The organism is Microbulbifer epialgicus, assembly GCF_041447265.1.
In the GTDB taxonomy this organism is placed as follows: Bacteria; Pseudomonadota; Gammaproteobacteria; order Pseudomonadales; family Cellvibrionaceae; genus Microbulbifer; species Microbulbifer epialgicus.
Window position 1 is genome coordinate 1 of the sequence record NZ_JBGMEK010000020.1, and the last position, 23,282, is coordinate 23,282.

At 53.7% G+C, this 23,282-nt stretch carries 18 protein-coding genes; 8 read left to right on the plus strand and 10 right to left on the minus strand.

What is annotated here, in order from left to right; genetic code table 11:
* A partial coding sequence (locus ACCI49_RS10705) for a transposase (protein WP_371838736.1) occupies positions 1-288 on the minus strand: 288 nt, incomplete at its 3' end.
* An 84-nt stretch (positions 289-372) separates the two neighbouring features.
* Here ACCI49_RS10705 and ACCI49_RS10710 point away from each other — a divergent pair.
* The 3 genes from ACCI49_RS10710 (at position 373) to ACCI49_RS10720 (ending at position 2,017) form a co-directional block, all read left to right on the plus strand.
* Positions 373-915 carry a GNAT family N-acetyltransferase gene (locus ACCI49_RS10710; RefSeq protein ID WP_371838955.1) on the plus strand — a complete coding sequence of 181 codons (543 nt, stop codon included), beginning with the start codon at positions 373-375 and terminating at the stop codon, positions 913-915.
* 569 nt (positions 916-1,484) lie between these two features.
* Positions 1,485-1,769, plus strand: a complete 285-nt coding sequence (locus ACCI49_RS10715) for a hypothetical protein (protein ID WP_371838956.1) — start codon at positions 1,485-1,487, stop codon at positions 1,767-1,769.
* Positions 1,766-2,017: a hypothetical protein gene (locus ACCI49_RS10720; RefSeq protein WP_371838957.1), complete on the plus strand. Its 252-nt coding sequence runs from the start codon at positions 1,766-1,768 to the stop codon at positions 2,015-2,017. The genes ACCI49_RS10715 and ACCI49_RS10720 overlap by 4 nt, the downstream gene beginning before the upstream one ends.
* Positions 2,018-2,224: 207 nt before the next feature.
* Here ACCI49_RS10720 and ACCI49_RS10725 read toward each other — a convergent pair whose 3' ends face one another.
* From ACCI49_RS10725 to ACCI49_RS10755, 7 genes are all read right to left on the minus strand, one after another.
* The gene (locus ACCI49_RS10725) at positions 2,225-3,124 is read right to left on the minus strand and encodes a hydroxymethylglutaryl-CoA lyase (RefSeq protein WP_371838958.1); all 900 of its coding nucleotides are present in this window, start codon (positions 3,122-3,124) and stop codon (positions 2,225-2,227) included.
* On the minus strand, positions 3,124-5,124 hold the full coding sequence (locus tag ACCI49_RS10730) for an acetyl/propionyl/methylcrotonyl-CoA carboxylase subunit alpha (RefSeq protein ID WP_371838959.1): 2,001 nt from the start codon (positions 5,122-5,124) through the stop codon (positions 3,124-3,126). The genes ACCI49_RS10725 and ACCI49_RS10730 overlap by 1 nt, the downstream gene beginning before the upstream one ends.
* 5 nt (positions 5,125-5,129) lie before the next feature.
* Positions 5,130-5,927 (minus strand): enoyl-CoA hydratase/isomerase family protein, encoded by a 798-nt coding sequence (locus tag ACCI49_RS10735; protein WP_371838960.1) that lies wholly within the window; start codon positions 5,925-5,927, stop codon positions 5,130-5,132.
* Between the two features lie 72 nt (positions 5,928-5,999).
* Positions 6,000-7,607 (minus strand): carboxyl transferase domain-containing protein, encoded by a 1,608-nt coding sequence (locus ACCI49_RS10740; protein ID WP_371838961.1) that lies wholly within the window; start codon positions 7,605-7,607, stop codon positions 6,000-6,002.
* Positions 7,608-7,725: 118 nt separating this feature from the next.
* On the minus strand, positions 7,726-8,895 hold the full coding sequence (locus tag ACCI49_RS10745) for an isovaleryl-CoA dehydrogenase (protein ID WP_108731530.1): 1,170 nt from the start codon (positions 8,893-8,895) through the stop codon (positions 7,726-7,728).
* Between the two features lie 129 nt (positions 8,896-9,024).
* Positions 9,025-9,441: a MerR family transcriptional regulator gene (locus ACCI49_RS10750; protein WP_020411590.1), complete on the minus strand. Its 417-nt coding sequence runs from the start codon at positions 9,439-9,441 to the stop codon at positions 9,025-9,027.
* A gap of 129 nt (positions 9,442-9,570) precedes the next feature.
* Positions 9,571-10,653, minus strand: coding sequence for a hypothetical protein (locus tag ACCI49_RS10755; protein WP_371838962.1), 1,083 nt, complete (start codon positions 10,651-10,653; stop codon positions 9,571-9,573).
* 263 nt (positions 10,654-10,916) lie between these two features.
* Here ACCI49_RS10755 and serB point away from each other — a divergent pair, with 263 nt between their 5' ends.
* Positions 10,917-12,032, plus strand: a complete 1,116-nt coding sequence (gene serB, locus ACCI49_RS10760) for a phosphoserine phosphatase SerB (RefSeq protein WP_371838963.1) — start codon at positions 10,917-10,919, stop codon at positions 12,030-12,032.
* Between the two features lie 497 nt (positions 12,033-12,529).
* Here serB and ACCI49_RS10765 read toward each other — a convergent pair whose 3' ends face one another.
* Positions 12,530-14,473 (minus strand): M1 family metallopeptidase, encoded by a 1,944-nt coding sequence (locus ACCI49_RS10765; protein ID WP_371838964.1) that lies wholly within the window; start codon positions 14,471-14,473, stop codon positions 12,530-12,532.
* A gap of 311 nt (positions 14,474-14,784) precedes the next feature.
* Between ACCI49_RS10765 and ACCI49_RS10770 the strand changes: the two genes are divergently transcribed.
* The gene (locus ACCI49_RS10770) at positions 14,785-16,446 is read left to right on the plus strand and encodes an alkaline phosphatase D family protein (protein WP_371838965.1); all 1,662 of its coding nucleotides are present in this window, start codon (positions 14,785-14,787) and stop codon (positions 16,444-16,446) included.
* Positions 16,447-16,528: 82 nt separating this feature from the next.
* Here ACCI49_RS10770 and ACCI49_RS10775 read toward each other — a convergent pair whose 3' ends face one another.
* Entirely contained in the window at positions 16,529-18,616 is a 2,088-nt protein-coding gene (locus tag ACCI49_RS10775) for a GGDEF/EAL domain-containing response regulator (RefSeq protein WP_371838966.1), read from the minus strand.
* A 628-nt stretch (positions 18,617-19,244) separates the two neighbouring features.
* Here ACCI49_RS10775 and ACCI49_RS10780 point away from each other — a divergent pair.
* From ACCI49_RS10780 to ACCI49_RS10790, 3 genes are all read left to right on the plus strand, one after another.
* Positions 19,245-20,660: a 3-dehydroquinate synthase II domain-containing protein gene (locus ACCI49_RS10780; protein ID WP_371838967.1), complete on the plus strand. Its 1,416-nt coding sequence runs from the start codon at positions 19,245-19,247 to the stop codon at positions 20,658-20,660.
* Positions 20,661-20,745: 85 nt separating this feature from the next.
* Positions 20,746-21,855, plus strand: a complete 1,110-nt coding sequence (locus ACCI49_RS10785) for an NAD-dependent epimerase/dehydratase family protein (RefSeq protein WP_371838968.1) — start codon at positions 20,746-20,748, stop codon at positions 21,853-21,855.
* A 10-nt stretch (positions 21,856-21,865) separates the two neighbouring features.
* Positions 21,866-23,275, plus strand: a complete 1,410-nt coding sequence (locus ACCI49_RS10790) for a hypothetical protein (protein ID WP_371838969.1) — start codon at positions 21,866-21,868, stop codon at positions 23,273-23,275.
* Positions 23,276-23,282 lie beyond the last annotated feature (7 nt).

A 23,282-nucleotide genomic window follows, 5' to 3' on the forward strand; every position in this document is an offset into this window, starting at 1 on the left:
GTCCTCCGGGTTTAGGCTGAGAAATCGACAAAATGAAAATCGATCGCGTATCTGATATTCCAGCTCATCATCCGATAGGTTATATAAATGCTGTAATACAAGTGCCTTGAACATCAGTACCTTATCAAAGGGTCTTCTTCCAGCATTACTCTTTCTTGGAAGTGTGGGGATTTTATTCAAAGTACTCCGGAAGTCCTCCCAGTCAATCAACTTACGAAGAGCAACCAGTGGATCACGTTCATTTAGCTTGCGATGGCGGTCATCAAGACCGAAAAAACTCGGCTGCATTTGACAATAACCTTTACTAGTGAGCGTTTAGGCTATTTTACCGGAAATTAGTGAATTTTTAGAGGTACCCTTAAGGGATTTCGCATGATAACGCCGACCCTAAAAACTGATAGATTCATCATAAGAGCTTTCAAAAAGTGTGACCTAGAATATTTTTCAAAATATCGATCACTTCCAGAAGTGGCAAAATACCAAAGCTGGACAGATTTTAGTTATACTGATTCATTAGCGCTATTCGAAAAAATTGATTATTCAAAATTTGCAATTTTAGGTCAATGGTATCAATTAGCTATCTGCATCCGGGAAAGTAACATATTAGTGGGAGACTTAGCAGTTCACTTTGTTGACAAAAGCCAAGTGGAAATTGGGTTTACTACTGCCCCCAAATATCAAAAACAGAATGTTGCATCTGAGGCAGTTTCCGCCCTAACGACTTACTTATTTGAAAAGCTTAATATACATCGAATAACAGCAAAAACTGACGCTCGGAATATTGCCTCTTACCGATTACTAGAGAAACTAGGCTTTAGACGTGAGGCTCATTTTCATCAAAATATATTTTTTAAAGGCTCGTGGAGCGATGAGTATCTGTATGCTCTGCTACACTCTGAGTATAACAACCTATAATAAAAAATCAGAAGTTACCTTTATAATGTGCAACATGCTAAAAGTTTCCAGAGGACTTGATTCTAGATCTAGGGTTTGCATTTGTACTTATATACTTCATCCAACCCCATAAATCTTGACATCTCTTAATTCATTTATTCCTCTAAATCCCTAGTCCTAACCCAACAAATTCACGCCTAAAATTAGCAACTTACATCATAATATCGCATTTTTATCTGCATAAAAATTTCACTTTCGACGCCCCTCTAGAAAATACAACTGTATCAACCACACTAAACTTTATTAATAATTTCAGTATTTCATGACCCTAAACTTCTTATCTCGAAAATAAAAAAACAGTACCCTATCAAGCCATATATCTGCATTCAACTCTGAAGTGCATCGCCGTTTAGGTCACTGCGGCAAACTCATACTCCTCCAATACCTGTCTAGGAGTTTTATAGCTCAACGTTTTTCTGGAACGGTCATTTAAGCGCTGAACAGCGACTTATCAGGGTGGTGGACCCACATTCGCATCCAACACTGACAGACGGGACAGTTCGTGAGCTTGACTTCAAGTTTCTTAAGATATGGAATATATAGAGGCAAGCAATGAAGTAGGTCTATCCTTTGCCACCAACATGAAAAAATTCAAAAAACTAATCAAGTCAAAATCCAGATTTCACACCGAGTGTGATATTTATGCCATTGATGAGATATTACTACCAATGGACGGACTTAAAATCGTACATTATTGTCCAGGGCACGCCAGCTTAATTGTTACCAAGAAAATGACCATCCCTGACCCGATAAACAAATTTAAACTTATTGCAGATCGAATGGATAAAATTGGAACTATGAGGATCGCCCCATGAAAAGCGTTCACCAATCAATTAAAGACATGATGTCTTACTACGCCAATAAACTATCAAATAAAGAAGTTTTAGACATATTACAAAAAGACTCCATTGAGTCTAAAATTGAGGCAAAGTACATTCTCTCTTTTCTCGATTCTATGTGCACTGAAATTGCAAAAGACGCTCAGAAAAATACAGTAGTGCTTAAGCAACCTATTAAGACATCTGATGCAGAAAAATCTGTGATGTTATTGAAGATAACATAGAAGAAATTGGATATGAAAGTTAATCAACACGCATCTATTAGCTAGAATACACACAAATCAGAAAATTCAGGTCATGCTAAATGGTGTTTTTGAAACTTCTAATTTACGGCTGGGGTTCTAGTACAAAACGTCCCTTCGAAGCCAACTAATAACGTCCAAGCAAAACCTCTCCAGGGCCCATTGCCCAGGAGAGATTCTTGTAAAGCCTCAACAAGGTACCAATGCCTTAGCCACACGAGAATTTGTCTCCCGCCCCAGCTGTTCAGAAATAAAGTTCCCAGCCTCTGCCAGCAAATTTATATCCACGCCGGTTTCAATACCCATGCCATTGAGCATATAGAGCACATCCTCACTGGCAACATTACCGGAAGCACCACGGGCATAGGGGCAGCCGCCCAGGCCGGCTACGGCGGAATCTACTACTGCGACACCCATTTGCAAGGCTGCGTAGATATTGGCCAACGCCTGGCCGAAGGTATCGTGGAAATGCACAGCAAGTTTTTCCACAGGTACACGGGCCATCACCTGTTCCAGCATACGCTTGGCGGCTTCCGGGGTGCCGACACCAATGGTGTCGCCGAGGGAAATTTCGTAGCAGCCCATTTCCAACAGCGCGGAGCTGACTTCGGCAACCTTGGCCGGATCAATATCGCCTTCATAGGGGCAACCGAGTACGCAGGATACGTATCCGCGCACGGGGATGCCGTCTTGCCTGGCTTTTTCCACCAGTGGGCGGAAGCGCTCCAGACTCTCAGCGATACTGCAATTAATGTTTTTCTGGGTGAAGGCTTCTGAGGCCGCGCCGAAAACGGCGACCTCATCCGCTTTGGCTTCCACTGCGCGTTCATAGCCTTTTAAGTTTGGCGTGAGCGCGCTGTAGATAACACCGTCTTTGCGCTGGATACCCGCCAGCACTTCCTCGCTGGCGGCCATTTGCGGTACCCACTTGGGGCTGACAAAGCTGCCGGCTTCAATAACCGACAGCCCGCTGGCACTGAGCTTGTCCACCAGAGCGATACGGGTCTCCACAGAGATAGGCTGCTTTTCATTTTGCAGCCCATCGCGGGGCCCCACTTCGACGATTTTGACCTGTTTGGGCAAAGTCATTATTGCTCCTCCCCGGCAAAATCCACCAGCAGACTACCGCCATCCACTAATTCACCTTCGGCACAGAAGAACTGCTGCACGGTGCCAGCGGCTGGAGCCCGCAGGGTGTGTTCCATTTTCATGGCTTCCATTACCAGTAGCGGCTGGTCTTTTTCCACCGTAGAGCCAGGCTCAACCAGCAGCGAAATAATGGTGCCATTCATGGGGGCGTCAAGGCCGTGTGCCTGGTCATTGCTCTCGCCCATATCCGGTGGCAGCAATTTAAATTCCACCTGAGTGCCATCGATAAATACAGCGCCACCATCGCGGGTATCCACGGCGGAGAAACTCATGCGACGGCCATCCACCAGCATCAAGTCGCGCCCCGGCAGCAGGCGAATGTCACCGCTGTTTTGTTCCTCAGGCAAGGCATCGCAAGTCCAGCGCAGGCTATCGCCCTCCGCAACAAAGCGAATTTGTGCGTGCTGGCCACGGTAGTCCACCGTCTGGGTGCGACTGCCAGCCAGAGCATTGCGCCAGTTATCGCCATTGTGCCAGGGAGAGAAAGGATCCCGCTGCGGTGCGCTATTGCGCAGATCGCGTTCTTCACGCTGCTGTAAATAACCGGCAATAGCGGCGCATTTCAGCGGCGTCAGTGTCTGCTCCTGATGCAGTACTTCCGCCTCGTAGTCCTCGATAAAGTGAGTCGAAATACAACCGCTGGCAAAGGCTTGGTGATTGATCACTCGGCGCAGGAATTCGATATTGTGGCGCACACCGGCAATCTGGTAATCACGCAGTGCGCGATCCAGTTTGGCCAGGGCTTCTTTGCGGGTGCGGCCCTGGCAGATCAATTTGGCGATCATCGGGTCGTAATGCACGCTGATTTCATCGCCGGTCTGCACACCGGTGTCCACCCGCACGCCCTCGCCTTCCGCCGGGGGCTGGTGACGCACCAACACGCCGGTTGCCGGCAGGAAATCATTGTCCGGGTCTTCCGCGTAGATACGCACTTCCATGGCGTGGCCGTTGATCTGTAGCTCATCCTGGCTCATGGGCAGGGTATCGCCAGCGGCAACTGACAGCTGCCAGGCCACCAGGTCCTGGTCGGTGATCATTTCCGTAACCGGGTGCTCCACCTGCAGGCGGGTATTCATTTCCATAAAGTAGAAGGCACCGCTGGCATCCAGCAGGAATTCCACCGTACCGGCACCCACGTAACCAATCGCGTGGGCCGCGCGCAGGGCCGCTTCACCCATGCGGGCGCGCAGCTCCGGAGTCATGCCCGGTGCGGGGGCCTCTTCCACTACTTTTTGGTGGCGGCGCTGCACCGAGCAATCCCGCTCAAACAGGTAGACACCGTTTCCCTGCTGATCGCAGAACACCTGGATTTCCACATGGCGGGGACTCACCACATAGCGCTCCAGCAACATGATGTCGTCGCCAAAGGCATTCATGGCCTCACGCTTGGCAGCGCCCAGTGCTTCGTGGAACTCACCGGCACTGTCGACACGGCGCATGCCCTTACCACCACCGCCGGCAGCGGCTTTCAGCAATACCGGGTAACCGATGCGATTGGCGTGGCCTTCCAGCAGCTCTTCATTTTGGTTGGTGCCGTGGTAACCGGGCACCAGGGGCACATTGGCCTCTTCCATAATACGCTTGGCGGCGGACTTGGAGCCCATCGCCTCAATCGCGCCGGTGGGCGGGCCGACAAAAATAATGCCGGCGCTATCGCAGGCGCGGCAAAATTCGGCATTTTCCGACAGGAAGCCATAACCCGGATGGATGGCATCGGCACCAGTCTGCTTGGCAGCACCCAATACCTTGTCGATATCCAGGTAGGAATCCCTGGCCGGGGCCGGACCCAGGTGTACCGCTTCGTTCGCCATCTGCACATGCAGGGCATCGGCATCCGCATCGGAATAGACGGCGACGGTGGCCACCCCCAGGCGGCGGGCGGTCTTGATAATGCGGCAGGCGATTTCGCCGCGATTAGCTATTAACAGTTTGCGAATCATAAAAATTACCCTTCGCCACCATTCATCCACTTGGGTGCGCGCTTTTCCAAAAACGCACTCAGCCCTTCCTGCCCTTCCGGCGATACGCGCACGGCGGCAATCAGCGCACTGGTCTGCCCCTGCAATTCATCGTTGATAACCCGGTTGGACATGGACATGGCCAGTTGCTTGGCCATTGCGACCGCTTTGGGGCCGTTGTCGGCAATGGCATTCACTAATTTCTGCACATGCAGGTCCAGGTCGCCCTCGGCGCAGACTTCGGATACCAAGCCCATCTGTTCTGCGCGTTCAGCGGAGAAACGCTCCGCTGTGACAAAGTAACGACGCGCATGGCGGGTGCCGATAGCATTAATGACATAGGGGCTGATGGTAGCGGGCAGTAACCCGATTTTGACCTCGGACAAACAGAAGCTGGCGCGCTCAGAGGCCACGGCCATATCGCAGCAGCTCACCAGGCCCACGGCCCCGCCAAAAGCGGCGCCCTGTACTCGCGCAATAGTGGGTGCAGGAAAAGTGTCGAGCTTGTACAGCATGGCAGCAAGAGCAGCTGCGTCGCGACGGTTTTCCTCTTCTGAATAAGTCGCCATGCGCTTCATCCAGTTGAGGTCGGCTCCGGCAGAAAAGCTCTTGCCATTGGAGGCCAGTACCAACACACGTACAGCGGGGTTTTGCCCCAGGGTATCAAAGGTGGTGGCCAGCTCGTGGATCAGTTCATCATCAAAAGCGTTGTGGATTTTCGGCCGGTTCAGGGTGACCGTGGCCACGCCCTCGCTATCCACTTCGCACAGCAATTTATCGCTCATTGTAATTCCTCGATTGGGGCGTCTCTCAAAAGCGGCACCGGAACATTTCGCTGGCGCCGCAACCACGGTTCCTTACATGCGGAACACGCCGAACTTGGTCTCTTCCGGTTCCTTGTGGCTGGCCGCCGCCAGGCACAAGCCGAGCACGCGGCGGGTATCCGCCGGATCGATAACGCCGTCATCCCACAAGCGCGCGGAGGCGTAGTAGGGGTGCCCCTGATGTTCGTAGTTATCCACAATCGGCTGTTTAAACTGGCGCTCTTCCTCTTCGCTCCAGGATTCACCTCGCGCCGCCATCTGGTCGCGCTTCACCTGGGCCAATACGCCAGCAGCCTGTTCACCCCCCATAACCGAAATGCGCGCATTGGGCCACATAAACAGGAAGTTGGGATCGTAGGCGCGGCCACACATACCGTAGTTACCGGCGCCGAAAGAGCCGCCGATGAGGATGGTAATTTTGGGTACCTTGGCGGTAGCTACAGCGGTCACCATCTTGGCACCGTGCTTGGCGATGCCGCCCGCCTCGTACTGTTTGCCCACCATAAAGCCGGTGATATTTTGCAGGAAAACCAATGGAATCTTGCGCTGCGCACACAGCTCGATAAAGTGCGCGCCCTTCTGCGCACTCTCCGCAAACAGAATGCCGTTGTTGGCAACAATTCCCACCGGGTAGCCCTGGATACGGGCAAAACCGGTTACCAGGGTGGTGCCGTACAACGCTTTAAATTCATCGAACTCAGATCCATCCACAACCCGCGCGATAATCTCGCGCACGTCAAACGGCTGGCGCGAATCCTTGGGTACCACACCGTAAATATCTTCCGGTGGATAAATCGGCTCCACCGGCTTTTGGATATCCAGGCCGGGATTTTTGATGCGATTTAGGCGCGCTACAGAGCGGCGCGCCAACTGCAACGCATGCACATCGTTATTGGCGTAGTGATCGGAAACCCCGGAAGTGCGACAGTGCACCTCGGCACCGCCGAGTTCCTCGGCGGAAACTTCTTCACCGGTGGCCGCTTTCACTAAGGGCGGGCCCGCCAGGAAGATGGTGGCCTGCTCTTTCACCATAATGGATTCGTCTGCCATGGCCGGCACATAGGCTCCACCGGCGGTGCAGCTACCCATAACCACCGCAATCTGTGGAATATTCTGTGCAGAGAGATTGGCTTGGTTAAAGAAGATGCGACCGAAGTGCTCACGGTCAGGAAAAACGTCGTCCTGGCGCGGCAGATTGGCGCCACCGGAATCCACCAGGTAAATACACGGCAGGTTGTTCTGCTCGGCGATGGTCTGCGCACGCAGGTGTTTTTTTACTGTGAGGGGGTAATAGGTTCCACCTTTTACCGTGGCATCGTTGGCCACTATCACACAGGGCTGACCGGAGACTGTACCGATGCCGGTAATAATGCCCGCGGCCGGGACATCTTCACCATAAACCTCGTGAGCGGCCAGCTGGGAAAATTCCATAAAAGGGCTACCCGGATCGAGCAGCGCATCGATACGGTCCCGCGGCAATAATTTTCCTCGCGCCAGGTGTTTTTCCCTTGCGCGCTCGCCGCCGCCCTGGGCGATGGCTTCCACTTTCTCGCGCAGGTCTGCCACCAGCGCCTGCATCTGCTCGCGGTTTTCGCCAAAGGCGGCATCGCGCGTGTTTATTTTGCTCTGCAACTGATTCATAAAGTCCGATTCACTTTCCCGGAGAAAAGACCTCCACAGGGCGCAGCTTATTGCCGCAGTGCCCGGCTGGAGACAGCTGCCGCCGACAGGCGTCGGCGGCGAGAAGAAATGCCCAGCCTTAGCGGGTCTCTTTAAACAGCTCGCGACCAATCAGCATACGGCGCACTTCAGAAGTGCCCGCGCCGATTTCGTAGAGCTTGGCATCGCGCAGCAGACGACCGGTAGCGTACTCGTTGATGTAGCCATTGCCGCCCAAAGTCTGGATAGCCTGCAGGGCCATCTGGGTTGCGCGCTCCGCAGTAAACAGGATTACAGCGGCGGCGTCCTTGCGCGAGTCCTCACCGCGATCACAAGCCCGGGCCACAGCGTACAGGTAAGAGCGGCTGGCATTCAGGTCAGCGTACATATCGGCGATTTTGCCCTGCATCAGCTGGAACTCGCCGATGGCCTTGCCGAACTGCTTGCGCTCGTGAATATAGGGAACCACCACATCCAGGCAGGCCTGCATAATACCGACAGGGCCTCCGGAGAGAATGGTGCGCTCGTAGTCGAGACCGCTCATCAATACGCGTACACCGCCGTTCAGTTCACCGAGGATATTTTCTTCCGGCACTTCACAGTCTTCGAACACCAGCTCACAGGTGTTGGAACCGCGCATACCCAGCTTGTCGAGCTTCTGTGCCTGGGAAAAACCGGCAAAACCGCGCTCAACAATAAATGCGGTAATACCGCCGGAGCTGATACCCGGCTCGGTGCGCGCGTAGATCACATAGGTATCAGCATCCGGGCCGTTGGTGATCCACATTTTATTGCCGTTCAAAATAAAGCGATCGCCGCGCTTCTCCGCGCGCAGCTGCAGGCTCACCACATCGGAACCGGAGTTGGGCTCACTCATGGCCAGTGCGCCTACATGTTCACCGGAACACAGCTTGGGCAGGTACTTGAGCTTCTGCTCGCGGGTGCCATTTTTGCGAATCTGGTTTACACACAGGTTGGAGTGGGCACCGTAGGACAAGCCCACAGAAGCGGAGGCGCGGGAAATCTCTTCCATGGCCACAGCGTGTGCCAGGTAACCCATATTGGAACCGCCGAACTCCTCTTCCACGGTCATGCCCAGCAGACCCAGCTCGCCAAACTTTTTCCACATGTCCGCTGGGAACAGGTTGTCTTCATCGATCTGCGCCGCGCGCGGGGCCAGCTCCGCCTGGCAGAACTTGTAGACCATGTCACGGAGCATATCGATGTCTTCACCGAGACCGAAATTCAGGGTTGGGTAGGAGGTATTCATAGTGACTCCACGTTAAATTTGCGATTTTTAATTGAATTGGCTGCGACTGCCCGTTACATCAGGCGCCCCCGTAAAACCTCTGGAGGTCGCCGGCAATCGCACACTTGCCGAAATTTTCAGGATTTTGGTTTAGGGGTTGTCCTCTCTGCGGCTCTTCACCAGGGCCGCTTGTGCACGGACCTCGGCTTCGTCCAGCTCCCCCATCAGGCTTTCTATATCTCGCAGCTGCTGCTGCAACAGTGCACGCTTCTGGGCAATGCGCTCCAGCAGGCGCTGCAACTGCTCCACATTGCCATGAGCGGGATCGTACATATCGATAATCTCGCGGCTCTCATCCAGGGAGAAACCCAAGCGCTTACCGCGCAAAATCAGCTTCAGCCGTACCCGCTCCTCAGGGCTATAGACACGGGTCTGGCCGCGCCGCTCAGGTTTGAGCAGTCCCTTGTCCTCATAGAAACGGATGGCGCGGGTGGTGATATCAAATTCCCGGGCCAGCTCCGAAATACTGTAACTATGGGGCTCTACAATACTGGCTTTGGCTTTCATAAGTACTTCCTCGAGACGCAACCAAGCCTAACAAGAGTTTACGTTAACGTAAACGTAAGGCATGTACCAAAAAATAACTACGGAGAGCAAACGGGTCATTTACTCGCCGCTGTGACCAGCGGTAGGTATTCAGGCGCCCAATAGTTGTTGCAACTGGTTGTTTAGCAACTTTTGATAGGAGGGCGTCAGCCCCGTAACCTCCAGGTTCCAGCCAGCGCCATGGTGCTCGATGCGTCCAGCCAGGGAGGTTTCCTCCAGCAGCTCCGGATGCAGGAACAATCCACGAGATTGATTTAGCAGCTGTTCAGCGGAGAAGTCCGGCGAGCCAGGCTCGCAAGGTGCCACAGCCAGGGCCAGCTTCAGACCAGTGGCTCGGCTGACACTCTGCATCTCCCGCAACAATAGACCACAGCAGACCGCGCGAAAGGCCGCATCGGTGCCGGAAAACCCCAGGCCAACCTGCGGCCCAGCGCTACTCAAAGGGTGGGCGCCGTAAATTCGGCGCAGTAGCTGCATACGCCCATCCAGCTCCCGCTGTATTCCCTCGAGCGCGCTGCGGCTCAGTTGGTTGGTCAACTGAGCCCAATTCAGGGGGCGCAGGTAAAGGCCTATGGAGTCCCCTTTTTCTTCAGGAATATTCACCGATGCGTGAGACTCTTCAGAAGGCAGACTGTGCGGTGCGGAGAAGCCCCCTGCCATCAGTGCCGCCACTGCACTGAAAGGCAATGCAAAGACCAGGGTCAGCAACAGACTGGCCCAAGGAAAAGTAACATCCGTACCGGGAGCCAGGGCCACGGTAACATTGCCGGCGATACTATCGTGCAATACAACTGGCACACTGATGGTCTCACCATTTTTCAGATCACCTACTTCTGCCAGGCTATTGGATTCCACATCTTCAATAGCGATGCCAGTGACGGCAGGTAGCTCTAATAACTGCCGGGCCAATAGCTGCATGCTGATTCGATCATCAGCAACGATACGCTCCAGGCTCTGCCCAGCGAGAAAACTGGCAGCAGCTTGCGCCGAGGCCCGGTCTTTCTCCACTGCGTCAGCATGCCGCTGCCCATAGTAATGACCGAGAGCAGCGCTGCAGAATACGGCCAGGATCACCCAGATCGCTACGGCCAGCAGGCGCTGGCGAATACGTTTAGATAGACGTGCAAACTGTTCCGGCAACTTGCGCAACAGAGAAATTATCGATACAGACATAAAAAGCGGCTGAAATACCTTGCCTTGTTTCTTATTACTTTGCGACGGCCTGTGGCCACGGCGCTATTTTAATCGCCTTACAGGCCCATTAATGCGCGCTGTAATTTCCTGTGCCGTTTGTTGATCCGGCGTCAAAATAGTTCCACAACAACTTTTAATCTCCAGCTAATAAACTGGTCTTTGCGTTGCGGCGCTGATTTTAGCGAAGATTACAGCTAGCGCTATAATCCGTCGCTTATAGAATAAAATTGGAGAGCTGCGCCATGGGTAACGAGACTAGAGCACAAGAATTTCACCTGCCTCTGGCACAAATTACCCAGTCACCCCTAGATTGCTCTGTGCGTTACCTTACTTATAGTGGCGACTATGCGCGATTAGGGCTTGAATACATGGGTGCTGCCCCTTTCCCGGATACCACCAGTTGTGAGCTGAATTTACCCAGCACTACACCATCAGCCGTAGAGTCCCTCTGGTGCCTAACCCTTCTGAGCCCAGCCGCTACCCTGACACAGCTACAACGCGTACTAGAGTTTTGTGCCGAACAACAATGGCAAATCAACGCTATCGACACTCTCGCCCACCGGCATGAGTGCATGGTAATTCGCCTCCAGCTTAATGCTGAGTTGGAGTTTTCCCCAGCACGTTTCGCTTGCCTGCAACTGGCCGAGGAAATCGGAGCCGACCTGGTTTTACAGGACAGCGCCAGCCAGAGAGTACCGACACTGGCAGGTTTTGATATGGATTCCACCCTAATTGATGCCGAGGTTATCGACGAACTGGCCAAGATTACCGGTATCGGCGATCAGGTAGCGGCCATCACCACAGCCGCGATGCGCGGCGAGCTGGACTTCCGAGATAGCTTCAAAAAACGTATGGCGCTACTCAAAGGTTTTTCTGAACAGCGCTTGGCAGAAATCGCTCAACAATTGCTCCTAAAAGAAGGGGCACAAAAACTATTGCACTGCCTGCGTGAGCTTGGCTGCAAGACCGTCATTCTGTCCGGTGGCTTTACCTACTTTGCCAATTTCCTGCAGAAGGAACGTCTCGCTGTAGACTTGATATACGCCAATGAACTGGAATTTGCCGAGGGCGTACTCACTGGTGAGGTGATTGAACCTATCGTGGACGGAATGCGTAAGCGGTTGTTGCTGGAGGAAATAGCAAGGGATATGGGGCTGCCGCTGGAACAAGTGGTCGCGGTTGGAGATGGAGCCAATGATATCCCCATGTTAAACCTGGGTGCTCTGGGTATCGCGATTCACCCGAAGCCAAAAGTTCGCCTTGAGGCGCCGCAGGCTATCACCTTATTCGGACTGGATGCTGCACTTTACCTGTTTGGTCTTAATGACCAGCAAATTGCCAAGCTGGGGCAGCCTTAAGGCCGCCCCAATAAAGGGATCAAATAATCGCGTGGGGAAAAGGGAATGGGCGCGGCTTGCTGTCATCCGAACAAGCACTGGGCTCATGGCCACAACCTGCAGCCACACAGGCGAAAAAAGCCAATATTAAAATCCGTCTGTACATAGGTACCTCCCTTTGCCTAAATGGATTTTTATTCGAGCTGCAGGGTACGCAAAGGGTTCCACTTTGAACAGCAGTTTAATGATTTTTATGCCAGAAAATTGACGTAAGAATCTTCTTTTCGTACCAATTTGTTCAGCTTTGCTACACAAGAGATTACACGGTGATTTTCACCCGTGCCTCGCACCAAACAAGATAAGTTTTGTTAAGAGACAGGCAACCACGCGAGTAGCCAAAAATAGAATCTTAAAGGAAATTTAGCGTAGAGATTTCTCAGCTAGTATTGCACTGAAGCGATATATAAAAAGCGCGATTCCGGCAGAGTACCGGAATCGCAGGGACGGTAAAAAGAAGGTCAGCCCTCTTTTTTACCGTAGATAACCAGACTGTTCACTTTCACCGTCAGCGGGTGATACCCTGCCTTGGCACGCTCAAAAATGCGTGCAGCCACATCCTTTTTCCCAGACTCAACCATATTGCGATACAGCGGGCGCAGGAACTTGTTGCGGCCGATACTGGTGAGGAAGTTCTCCAGGCGATCGAAGGCCGGCTCATAGTCATTGCGCACAGCGATCATCAGCCAGCTGAAGGCCACTTCATTATTGCGGGATTGAGTCAAGCCAAAGGCACTGTCCAGTTCCTTCAATTGCGCTTCCGTCAGCTTTTCCGGCATACCATCGAGGAAATACTTCCACTGATGGAAGGTCCAGCCTTTGGTATCGATATCCTTCGCCGCCAAATTGCCGTCCAGCCACTGCTGACGCACCGGGTCCAACTTGCTGAAGGCATCGGACTGCGGGTGTGGTGCACCTTCGGGAATACCCGGCTCGAAGATCCACTGGTGAATACGCTCGCGGTCCAGTTTATCGGCGTGCTCAACCAGCAGGGTCTTGTCGAGGTACTTGACGAAGTCCTCGGTGGTGATGCTCTGGAAGGAGAAGTGGTTGAAGTACTCCATCAGGAAGCGGTCAAACGCCTCGCGACCCACTTTCTGCTCCAGCTCATACAGGAACAGGGAACCTTTCTCGTAGGGAATATTGGAGAAGACTTCATCGGGGTCACGGCCACGCAGGTCGATCGCCATAATCTCATCGCGGGGCTCTTTGTCCGCGAGGTCCGCTTGCAGATCGTCATAACCCAGGGCCATTTCCATCTGGTAACGCTCGTCACCATAGACAAACTGCATAATGCGGTTGGTCAGGTAGGTGGTGAAGCCTTCGTTCAGCCATAGGTCACGCCAGCTGGCATTGGTCACCAGGTTACCGGACCAGGAGTGGGCCAGCTCGTGGGCGATCAGGGCCACCAGGCTTTTGTCACCGGCAATTACGGTCGGGGTGATAAAGCTCAGACGTGGGTTTTCCATACCGCCGAAGGGAAAGCTGGGCGGCAGGATCAGCAGGTCGTAACGATCCCAGTGGTAGGGGCCGTAGGCCTTCTCGGTCACTTCCAGCATGGATTCGGTATCGGCGAACTCCGCCGCTGCAGATTCCAACATGGAGGGTTCGGCGTAGACACCGGTGCGCTCGCCCATAGGTTTGAATTGCAGGTCGCCAACCGCCAGGGCGATCAGGTAAGAGGGAATGCGCTGGGGCATTTCAAACTCGTAGACACCATCTATGGCCGCCTGCGGGTCGTTGTTGGCACTCATGACCGCGCGCAGTTCTTTTGGGGTGCGAACGGTGGCGTTGTAAGTGATACGAACTTTCGGGGAATCCTGTAGCGGAATAAAGCTGCGCGCGTGGATCGCCTGGGCCTGGGTGAACAGGAACGGATGCTTCTTACCAGCGGTTTGCTGGGGCTCAAGCCACTGTACGCCAGAGGCGCCCGGCGCTGTGCGGTAGCGGATAGTGATGCTGCTGGCATCTTCCGGCAGCTCAATATTCAGCGGGGTGCCCAGATGGCTGTCTTTCTCACCCATGGAGAACTTCACCGGCGCACCATTGACTGAAACAGAAACCACTTCCAGCTCGCGGGTGTCGAGCACCATCGGCAGGTTCTTGTCGTTGAGGCGCTTGAAGTCCAGCTTGGCTTCGCCCTCGAGAACCTTGCGGGAGAAGTCTACAGTCAGGTCCAGATCCAGGTGCTGTACCTGGTAGTCATTGCTGTTGGCAAAGGAGTGGTAATCCACACCGGATTCAGGCGCCTTCTCAGCGGCACTTTTCTTTTCAATCACGGCGGCTGCTTTTACCGACGCGCTTGCATTCTCAGCTTCGACTTTAGACGGCTCGGTCTTAGAGCACCCACCGGCTACGGCGAGGCCGCCGACAATCAGGCTGGTGCAAAGTAAGCGGGGCAACATGGATCTACTCCCAGGGTGTTCTGTTTTTAATCGCGACACAGCATACCCGAGAGTGCACAGATGCGGAATGATAGGGAGTTAATCGACGGCGGTAACAGCCCTAAGGTCATCCCCCAAAGTATCCTCAGGCCGACAGTCATGCTTTTTAAAGCTCTCAAAATAGACAAAAGTCTCACTTTAGCTAGCTGCGGACGAATTTACCGACTAATTGAGCTGCTTAAGAAAAAATCTGACTGAAAATTAACAAAGCGTTCACCTTTCGAAGACAGACTGCGTGTCCTTTATAACAAGCACATAAAAAGGAGAGCACTATGTCTCTGTCCCGGAGGCGATTTCTGCAATTTTCCAGCGCCGGCCTGGCATCCCTGCCACTTCTAAAAGCCTACGGCTCCGGCCAGCAGCCCTTCCAGCACGGCGTTGCCAGCGGTGATCCCCTGGCCGATCGCGTGATTCTCTGGAGCAGAATTACCCCATCGGAAGACCCTTTATTCCAGTCCAAGGTGCCCTATAGCTGGCAAATCGCCCTGGATCCGGAAATGGCGATGGTGGTGAACAGCGGCAACGGCCTGACCGGGCCCGAGGTGGACTACACCATCAAGGTGGATGCCAGCGGACTGCAACCTGGGACCACTTACTACTACCGCTTCTACTCCAACAATATGGACTCTCCAGTAGGGCGCACCAGAACCCTGCCGGTAGGCCACGTGGACCGCCTGCGTTTTGCCGTTACCAGCTGCTCCAACTATCCCATGGGCTTTTTCAACGTCTACCGTGAAATCGCCCAGCGTTCCGATTTGGATGTGGTACTGCACCTGGGTGACTACATCTATGAATACGGCCCTGGCGGCTTCGGCACTGGCACCGGGCTTGGACGCGAACCTATCCCCGCGAAGGAAATGGTGGATATCCAGGATTATCGCCTGCGCTACTCCCAGTATCGCTCCGACCCCGACTTGCAGGAAGTCCATCGCCAACACCCGTTTATTTGTGTGTGGGACGATCACGAAACCACAAACAATGCCTGGGCCGGTGGGGCAGAAAACCACGATCCCCAAGATGGCGAAGGTGACTGGTATGTGCGTCGCTCAGTGGCAAATAAGGCCTACTTTGAGTGGATGCCCATCCGCGACAACGGCATTCTGGACCTGTTTGGGGATAGGGCCATTTACCGCAGTTTCCGTTACGGCAACCTGATGGACCTGATGATGCTGGATACCCGCATCGCCGCACGGGATGAACAGGCCAACTGGTTTGACCAGAAAACCGCCGACAATCCAGAGCGCAGCTTACTCGGCCGACAGCAGGAAGAATGGTTGTACCGCGGCCTCACCCAATCTCAATCGGACGGTGTACGCTGGCGGGTACTCGGGCAACAGGTGATGATGGCGCAGCTCACCCTGGCCAAGGATTTCTCCATCAACATGGACCAGTGGGATGGTTATACTGCCTCCCGTACTCGGTTATTCGATCACATTGCCAACAACAACATCGAAAACTTCTTTGTGCTCACCGGAGATATCCACAGTTCCTGGGCCTGGGACTTGGCCAGTAACCCATTCAGCATTCTCGAATACGGACGCCTTACCGGCCGCGGCGCTCTCGGGGGAGAATTTGTAACTCCCGGCGTAACCTCCAGCTTCCTCGATAAGTCACATCTTACTGACGTAGCCGCGATCGCCATGGACGGATTAATTCCGCACTTAAAATGGGTCAATGTTACCCAGCGCGGCTACCTGTTGATGGATGTTTCCCACTCCCGTGCCCAGGCCCACTGGTACCATGTGGATACCGTTACCAGTAAGAGCTACAACGCTAGACTGGCGAGGATGTACAAGCAGAAGGCCGGCCAAAACCACGTACAGCGCGCATGGAGCGAGAGCACAGCCCCGGAGAATGCACCGGCGCCTGCGCCTGAATATGGCGCCCTGGCTCGTAATGCTATCGCTGCCCTGCGCAACCGCTACAACGTATGACCTTACAGAGCTAGGTCCTGTGAAAAAAAGCGCGCAACCCGATGGGAAGCGCGCTTTTTTTAGCGATATAGGCTAGCGGGAATTAATCCAGACTAAAGTCGAAACTCATTTCCTCCGCCGGAGCCTGCACATAGTAGCCCTGGATATAATCAGTGCCGGTTTGCCACAGGGTGGGCAACATACTGGCTTGCTCGATATGGGGCACAATCACCTTGGTCTCTGCCTCACCCAATCGCTGTACCAGTCCGGCTAAAGATTCGCTGCTCTCTCCCTCGTCCTGGACTTCACGCACAAACGACGGATCTACCTTGGCAATATCCACCTTTACATGTTCCAGCGCTTTGAAGGGACTCAAGCCGGTACCGAAGTGGCACACAGCCACACGGCAACCGAGCTGCTGCACCTGGGTGGTGAAATCACGCGCTGCGTGCAGATTGCTGGTGATATCCTCCTGGCGCAACTGGAAAATCACCGTGCTTGGTGGAACTTTGGCGGCCTTGAAAGCCACCCCCAGCCAGGCGGGCAAACTCGTATCGACCAGGGAAGCGGTGGTCATATGTAGCATCAGCGATACATCCTTACCCTCCGCGCGGGCCGCAGCGGCAGCCTTGATCGCAGTAAGAATTACCCAGCGATCCATCTTGGCGGAGAGACCGGCATCGCCCAGTTCCTGCAGGAAAGCCAGCGGCGCCAGCTCTTCTTTGTCATCAAGCATACGCACCAGCACTTCATACATCTGCTCACCGGTACCCTGCAGGCTCAGGATCGGCTGGTATAGCAGCTTCAGGTTGCCTTCCTCCAGGGCCTGTACCACCCGCGCTCGATGGTAGGTATCCGCATCTGCACCGCTATCAGTATCCGGCTCATACAGGGCAAAGTTCCCGCCCTTCCCCTCCTCACCGAGGGCCTGCTTATGTGCCACCTGTGCCTGTTCCAGCACTTGCTGGGCACCGCTAGAGGCCTCACTGAGCAAGGATATGCCAATAGAGACAGTAATCTGCTGGGTCTTGCCATCGGCATCGAAGATAGTGTCGGAGATTTTCTTAAGCATATCTCGCGCGCGTTGCTCGATACTATCCGGTGTGGTGTCAGGCGTTAGTAGGCAGAAGCTGTCATCGCTGTAATGCGCCAGGGTATCACCACTGCGCTGGCACCCCTGCAGCAGCTCGGCCATAGCCTTCTGCAATGCATCTGCGCCAGCCACTCCCACCACTTTTTGCACTTCTTCAGCAAAGCGGTCCACCTGGATATACATCAAACCGCCAGTGCGGCGGGAATCCGCCGCGGATTTAATCGTGGAATCGAGTAACTGCAAAAAGTGCTGGCGATTAAACAAGCCAGTGAGTGGGTCGCGGCATTTGATATCGCTCAGTTGGGCTTCCAACTGCTCGGTGTCACCACGGCGTGTGGCAATACGGATCTGCAGGCAACGCTCCTCTTCATAGGTGGTACTGAGCACTTCAGCCCGGGTCGGCAATGGGTCTCCAGAGAGTGTCCTGGCGGTAAACTTCCACTCCCTGGCCTCAACCTCATTGTTGTCGATCGCGCAGCGCTTGAGAAACTCCCGCGCTCCTTCCTGCTCATTTTCCGTGAGCATATCGATCAGTGGCTGATACTCGACATCCTCTCCACTGTCATGGCCAAACCTTTCGGCAAAAGAATCGTTGGCGTAGACGATCAAACCGTCGGAAACATAGGCGATCGCATCCTTGGAGCTGTCCAGCAGTTCCTTGGCGCGGCGCAGGGTAGCGTGATAACGGCGGTCATGCAGGCGCGCCTGGCGGCGGTTGTCGAGGCCGAGCATCTCCCGCTGGATCACCAGTAACAAGTGCTGGTCTTCATCTACTGTCACTACATCCCGCGCGCCTTGTTTTAACCCTTCAACTACCGGTTGGGAACCGCTACGCTCAGTCAGCATGATCACCGGCACATCTTTTTGCAGCTTATTGATAGTACGGAGGGCTATCGCTGGAGGAACCTGGGTGCTGCCTTCTGCGGCAATCACCAAATCCCAGGTTTTATCCTGTAGCAACCGGGTAAAAACCGCTTCACTGGCAACATGCTGGGCCCGGTTGGGTCGGCCCGCATTATGCAACATGCTTACCAGGCGCTGTGCCTCAGACGGGGTATCGTGAATCAGGAGGAGTCGGATAGTGTCGTTGCTACTCATTATTTGCTCTATTTTTCTAAGGCGGCGCACCGCTGCCGCGAGCGGTAAGTTTAGGGGGCCCCTATGGTGGCATACAAGGGCACATCTGGTTAGTACGCGTGACTCAAGTCACACAACTCCCCCTGCCGCAAATCCGCATCTCAGAATTAATATCTGCTAATTAGTAATCACTAATCGGATCTGAAAACTATTTCTCGCGCGGCTAACTGCCAAACCACGCCAACAAGCACAGCGGCAACTATATAGATAGACGAGGCCACTTATTTAGCCTAGATCAATTCAACGCCATATTAACGCTACCTTGCCACAGACGCTTTGTTCAAAAGATTCATCACTGTACTACTCAACATTAAATTTATATTGGTTACTTGCAAACAAAAACACGTACGCATAGCCAAACCCCACATCACCAAAATCCCAGCATAGCGAGTTGCAACATCACTTAACTGGACCTTTGAGCAAGATAACTCCACCTGCAAATAGGAGTCTCAAAAAGGAGTTAACAGAGGCGCCAGACAATAACACCTAACACTTTTGCTAGGTGACGCTTCCATCCCCCCAACTTAGTCTATTGGCCGACATCGATGGCCGCTGGCCTGATGCAGGGAAGCAATCGACAGGTGCTGTTTTGCAGTCTCCTATTCTGTCAATCGCCCTGATTTTTATGGGCCACATTCAAATTCCCTCTGTCAGCTACGCAAAGATTTTCAACCGTCACCAGGAAACCGACATGGAACAAGTTGAGAGCAAACGCCCTGCTACCACAAAAAATTCTCGCAAAGGCGCCTCTGCCAAAGCTACGCAAGCAAAGCTCGAACCAACAACGCCACTGGAGCCATTACCACCCGCCAACAATGCACTGTTCCCAGCGACTACAGAAGTGCGGGAAAATCGTGAGCATGTACTTTGGTACGACTCCAAGGTGTTAAATTCTCTGGACGAGGAAACCCGCAAAGCTATTTTGCAGCGTCTCGGTCAAGGCCGCTATAACGGTATCGTTCTCTATGCCGATAATTTTGACAGCTTGAATGAAGCCACTTCCCCCAGGCTGCAACGGATTCTGCACCTGGAGAACAGTGAAGAGTGGGAAAAATTCAATAAGCGCCTCGAGGAATTTTCTGCCAATAACAAGACACCAGTAGTCTCCAGCTATGAAGCCCAGGTACTGGTAGCAGCCAGCGAGGGAGGCTTCCGAACCAGCCTGCGTATACATGTGGATAATGCAGCCAGTTTGCACACCTCCTTCCATCAGGGCATGCATTACGATCACCTGATGGTGTCTTTTAAAGATCCCACCAATATTCCTTTGGAACTGGTGATTGCCGAGTTGCACAAGACCAACACCGTATTACTGAAGGAAGTGCATCAGGATGTCGATGATGCCGTGATCGCACTCGGCGTTCTCGAACTGGGCAGTGATGGCGTGCTAGCCTCGTTCACAACCATGGCGCAGTTTGATCGCTTCGCCAATAAAATGGATGCGCAGGACTCACCAAAGGTCGACATTGAAGTGGGTACTATCGACCGTATCACCCATCTGGGGCTCGGTTATCGAGCCTGCATCGACACCACCCATATGTTCAACCCGGATGAGGGGATCCTGGTGGGTTCCACCTCTACTGGCGGCATCCTGTGCTGTCCTGAAGTGTTCCACCTGCCCTATATGGAACTGCGCCCCTTCCGCATCAATGCTGCATCGGTCCACAGCTACGTGTTCCAAAGCAATGATCGCACCAGCTATATCAGTGAGCTACGCGCTGGCAGTCAGCTAACCACTGTGAACTCCCGCGGTGAGACCCGCCAGGTTTACGTCGGACGCACCAAAACCGAAATCCGTCCCCTGCTGCTGATCGAAGCCACATTCCCACAAGACCGTAAAGTGAACATCATCATGCAAGACGACTGGCATGTACGAGTGTTCTCCGATGAGGCCAAGCCACTGAATGTTACCGAATTAAAACCCGGTGACCGCGTCCTCGGCTTTGGCACTGAGCCAGGGCGCCACGTTGGCGTCAAGGTCGACGAACATATCATCGAACTCTGATTTCTTCCTGCCGGAGGCGCTTTTCTTTGACCGGCGCCTCCTCAACCACCGATCGGAAATACTCGGAAACATAAGGAGTGCGAAAGTGCACCAGGTACTTATTACCGGCGCAACCGGCTTTGTGGGCAGCGCACTAGCCGCAAATTTTCTCGCCCGCGGCGTAAAGGTTATAGCCCTATCCCGCAACGACCCAGATAGCATGCGCACGATCAACGCTGTTCTCACTGCAGCTCATGGCTGCCAACTGGATGTGAGCGGCGCCGTGGAAAGCCACTTGCAAATCATCAATACGGATTTCAGCAAACTGGAAACCACCCTAGCCACTACCGATCTCCTTGGGGTCACCGAAGTTTGGCACGTAGCAGCCGAGATGAGTTATTCCCCGCATAAACTCGAAACTGCCATCAATACCAATGTGGGCAACAGCGCACGACTTTACGAAACCGTACAGCAACTGGCTCCAAACTGTCGCCGCTTCTATTACGTTTCCACCGCTTATGTAGCAGGCATGGCTGGTGGCCGGGTCAAGGAAGAACTGCATCCTTTCAGCCAGATGGTAAACACCTATCAAACCACCAAGTGGTGCGCCGAGCAATCCCTACACCTGCTCGCATTGCGCAACCGGCTGCCAGTCACCATATTCCGCCCCAGTGTCGTGGTCGGACACCGCCACACCCATTGGGTGCACCGCAATGGCTTTGGGTTCTATATGTTCCAGGATGCCATGCTCGCGGTCGCTAACGCTGGCAAATGCGATCTTGCTGTTGATCTTCTGCCAGAACCCCGCCTCGACCTGGTTAGTGTCGACCAACTCTGTGCCGACGCCTGCTCACTGACTTTACGCAACGAAGATGCCGGTGAGTTTGAGGTTTTTCACTGTGCGGGTGGCGTAGAGGTGCCAGCAGAAAAGCTCGTGGAAATCTGGGCAAGCGTGGCAGGCATCAGAGCGCATCTGGGCTCACCTACTACCTCTATTGAGCAGAAGTTTGATCGAGCAGTGCGCCTCAACCAACGTTTCGTGCGCATAGAGTGGCGATTTGACCGCTCACGACTGGATGCAGCCACTGGGCGGAAAGATCCAGTAAAGCCCCTTAGGGAAGAAGAAGTCCGTGCACTTTGCTCTTGGTATGCGGACAAGCCTAGTACCACCGAAGTGAGCAAGGTACCCGAAACAGCAGTCGCCCAAGTCGGCTGAGGGCATCACCGTGAATAGTTTCAGTGCATCAACAGCAACCGATATAGCCATTGCCACCCCCCGGCCAATCGACTCCATGGCGGAATTTTTTGTGCATCTGGGTGAGCTGGCCAACGTCAACACCAACCAGATCTTGATCGTCAGTGGGCGCCTACTTCCCGAAGTTATGGAGCAGAGTGTGCAACGGGCGGTCCTACAAATACCTCTGTTGCGCACTCGCCCCGATGGAACCCTGCTAAAAGAAGTAGACACAGCCGGGACCCAATGGGTCCACCACAGGGAATACCTGGGCCCCTGCGACTTTAACGACCCCGACTTTCGCCTGCTGTTGATGGACTTCAGCTCGAGACATCGACTGCAGTGGCGCAACCGACCGCCACTGCAGGTATTGCTGGTTAATGGCAGCAAAGATAAAAATTCCTGCGTGTATCTCAGCAGCCATCATGGCGTTGCCGATGCGCGCAGTGACTGTCTTCTCCTGCGCTCCATCATTGATCATTACGCCCATATCAGCGGAATACCCGCTGAAATTGATCCGGGCCGACCACTCCCTTACGCCCCCCTCCCTGAAATTCGTCCCGACTGGTTCCGTCCCCTACATCGCGGCCACCGATGGCTGCGCGCTCTGGTCAGTGTTGCCACTGATCTGCTGCGTAAGGACAAGGGGATGCCTGTGAAATTAAAGGGGCAGAGATGGGAGACAGACGAAAGCAATCACGAAATTGGCCGACTCGACTTTTTTCAGAGTCTATTGCCCAGGGAGTTGGAAAATCATCTTATCAGCACGGCCAAAAGCAGTGGAGTAACCATCAATACACTGCTCTGCACAGCGCTCGCCCGACTTTTGGAAAATACCGGCAACTATCGCTCCGGTTATTTGCGCATAACCTGCGCAGTCAGCCTGCGTCGCTTGATCGACAAACGCTACGATCACAGCTTTCGTAACTACCTGGTCCCCAGTCCCATCAGGTTGCGAGCGGGACAGGATACCCAAGCCCTGGTCAAAAATATGCACAGCGCCATGACGCTGGCGCGAAGTGATGGCCAAGTGAGTACCGAGCTCGCCCGCTTGGAAACGTTACTGTTAATTCTGCGGCTACGCCCTTTGCACAGCTTGGCGCGCCGCCTACTCAACCTGTGTCTAGGCACCAATGCCTGCTATTCAAATCCAGGTCGAATAGATGAGGACTTCTCCTCCTTTGGTTCAGACCACCATAAAACACAAAGCTATGTGGGGTTTGGCTGTTTGGTGCCACCTTACGACTTCATTCTTTACACCCCCACCGTGAACGGCCGAATGCAGCTTGACCTGGTGTATCGCCGTTCAGCATTCAATGACATCCGCGAGGAGTTTGTAGCACCTTTTCTGGATGCACTGCGGTCCCTTCTGGACGAACTGTCCCCTGCGCCTCTGAGTTGATACCACC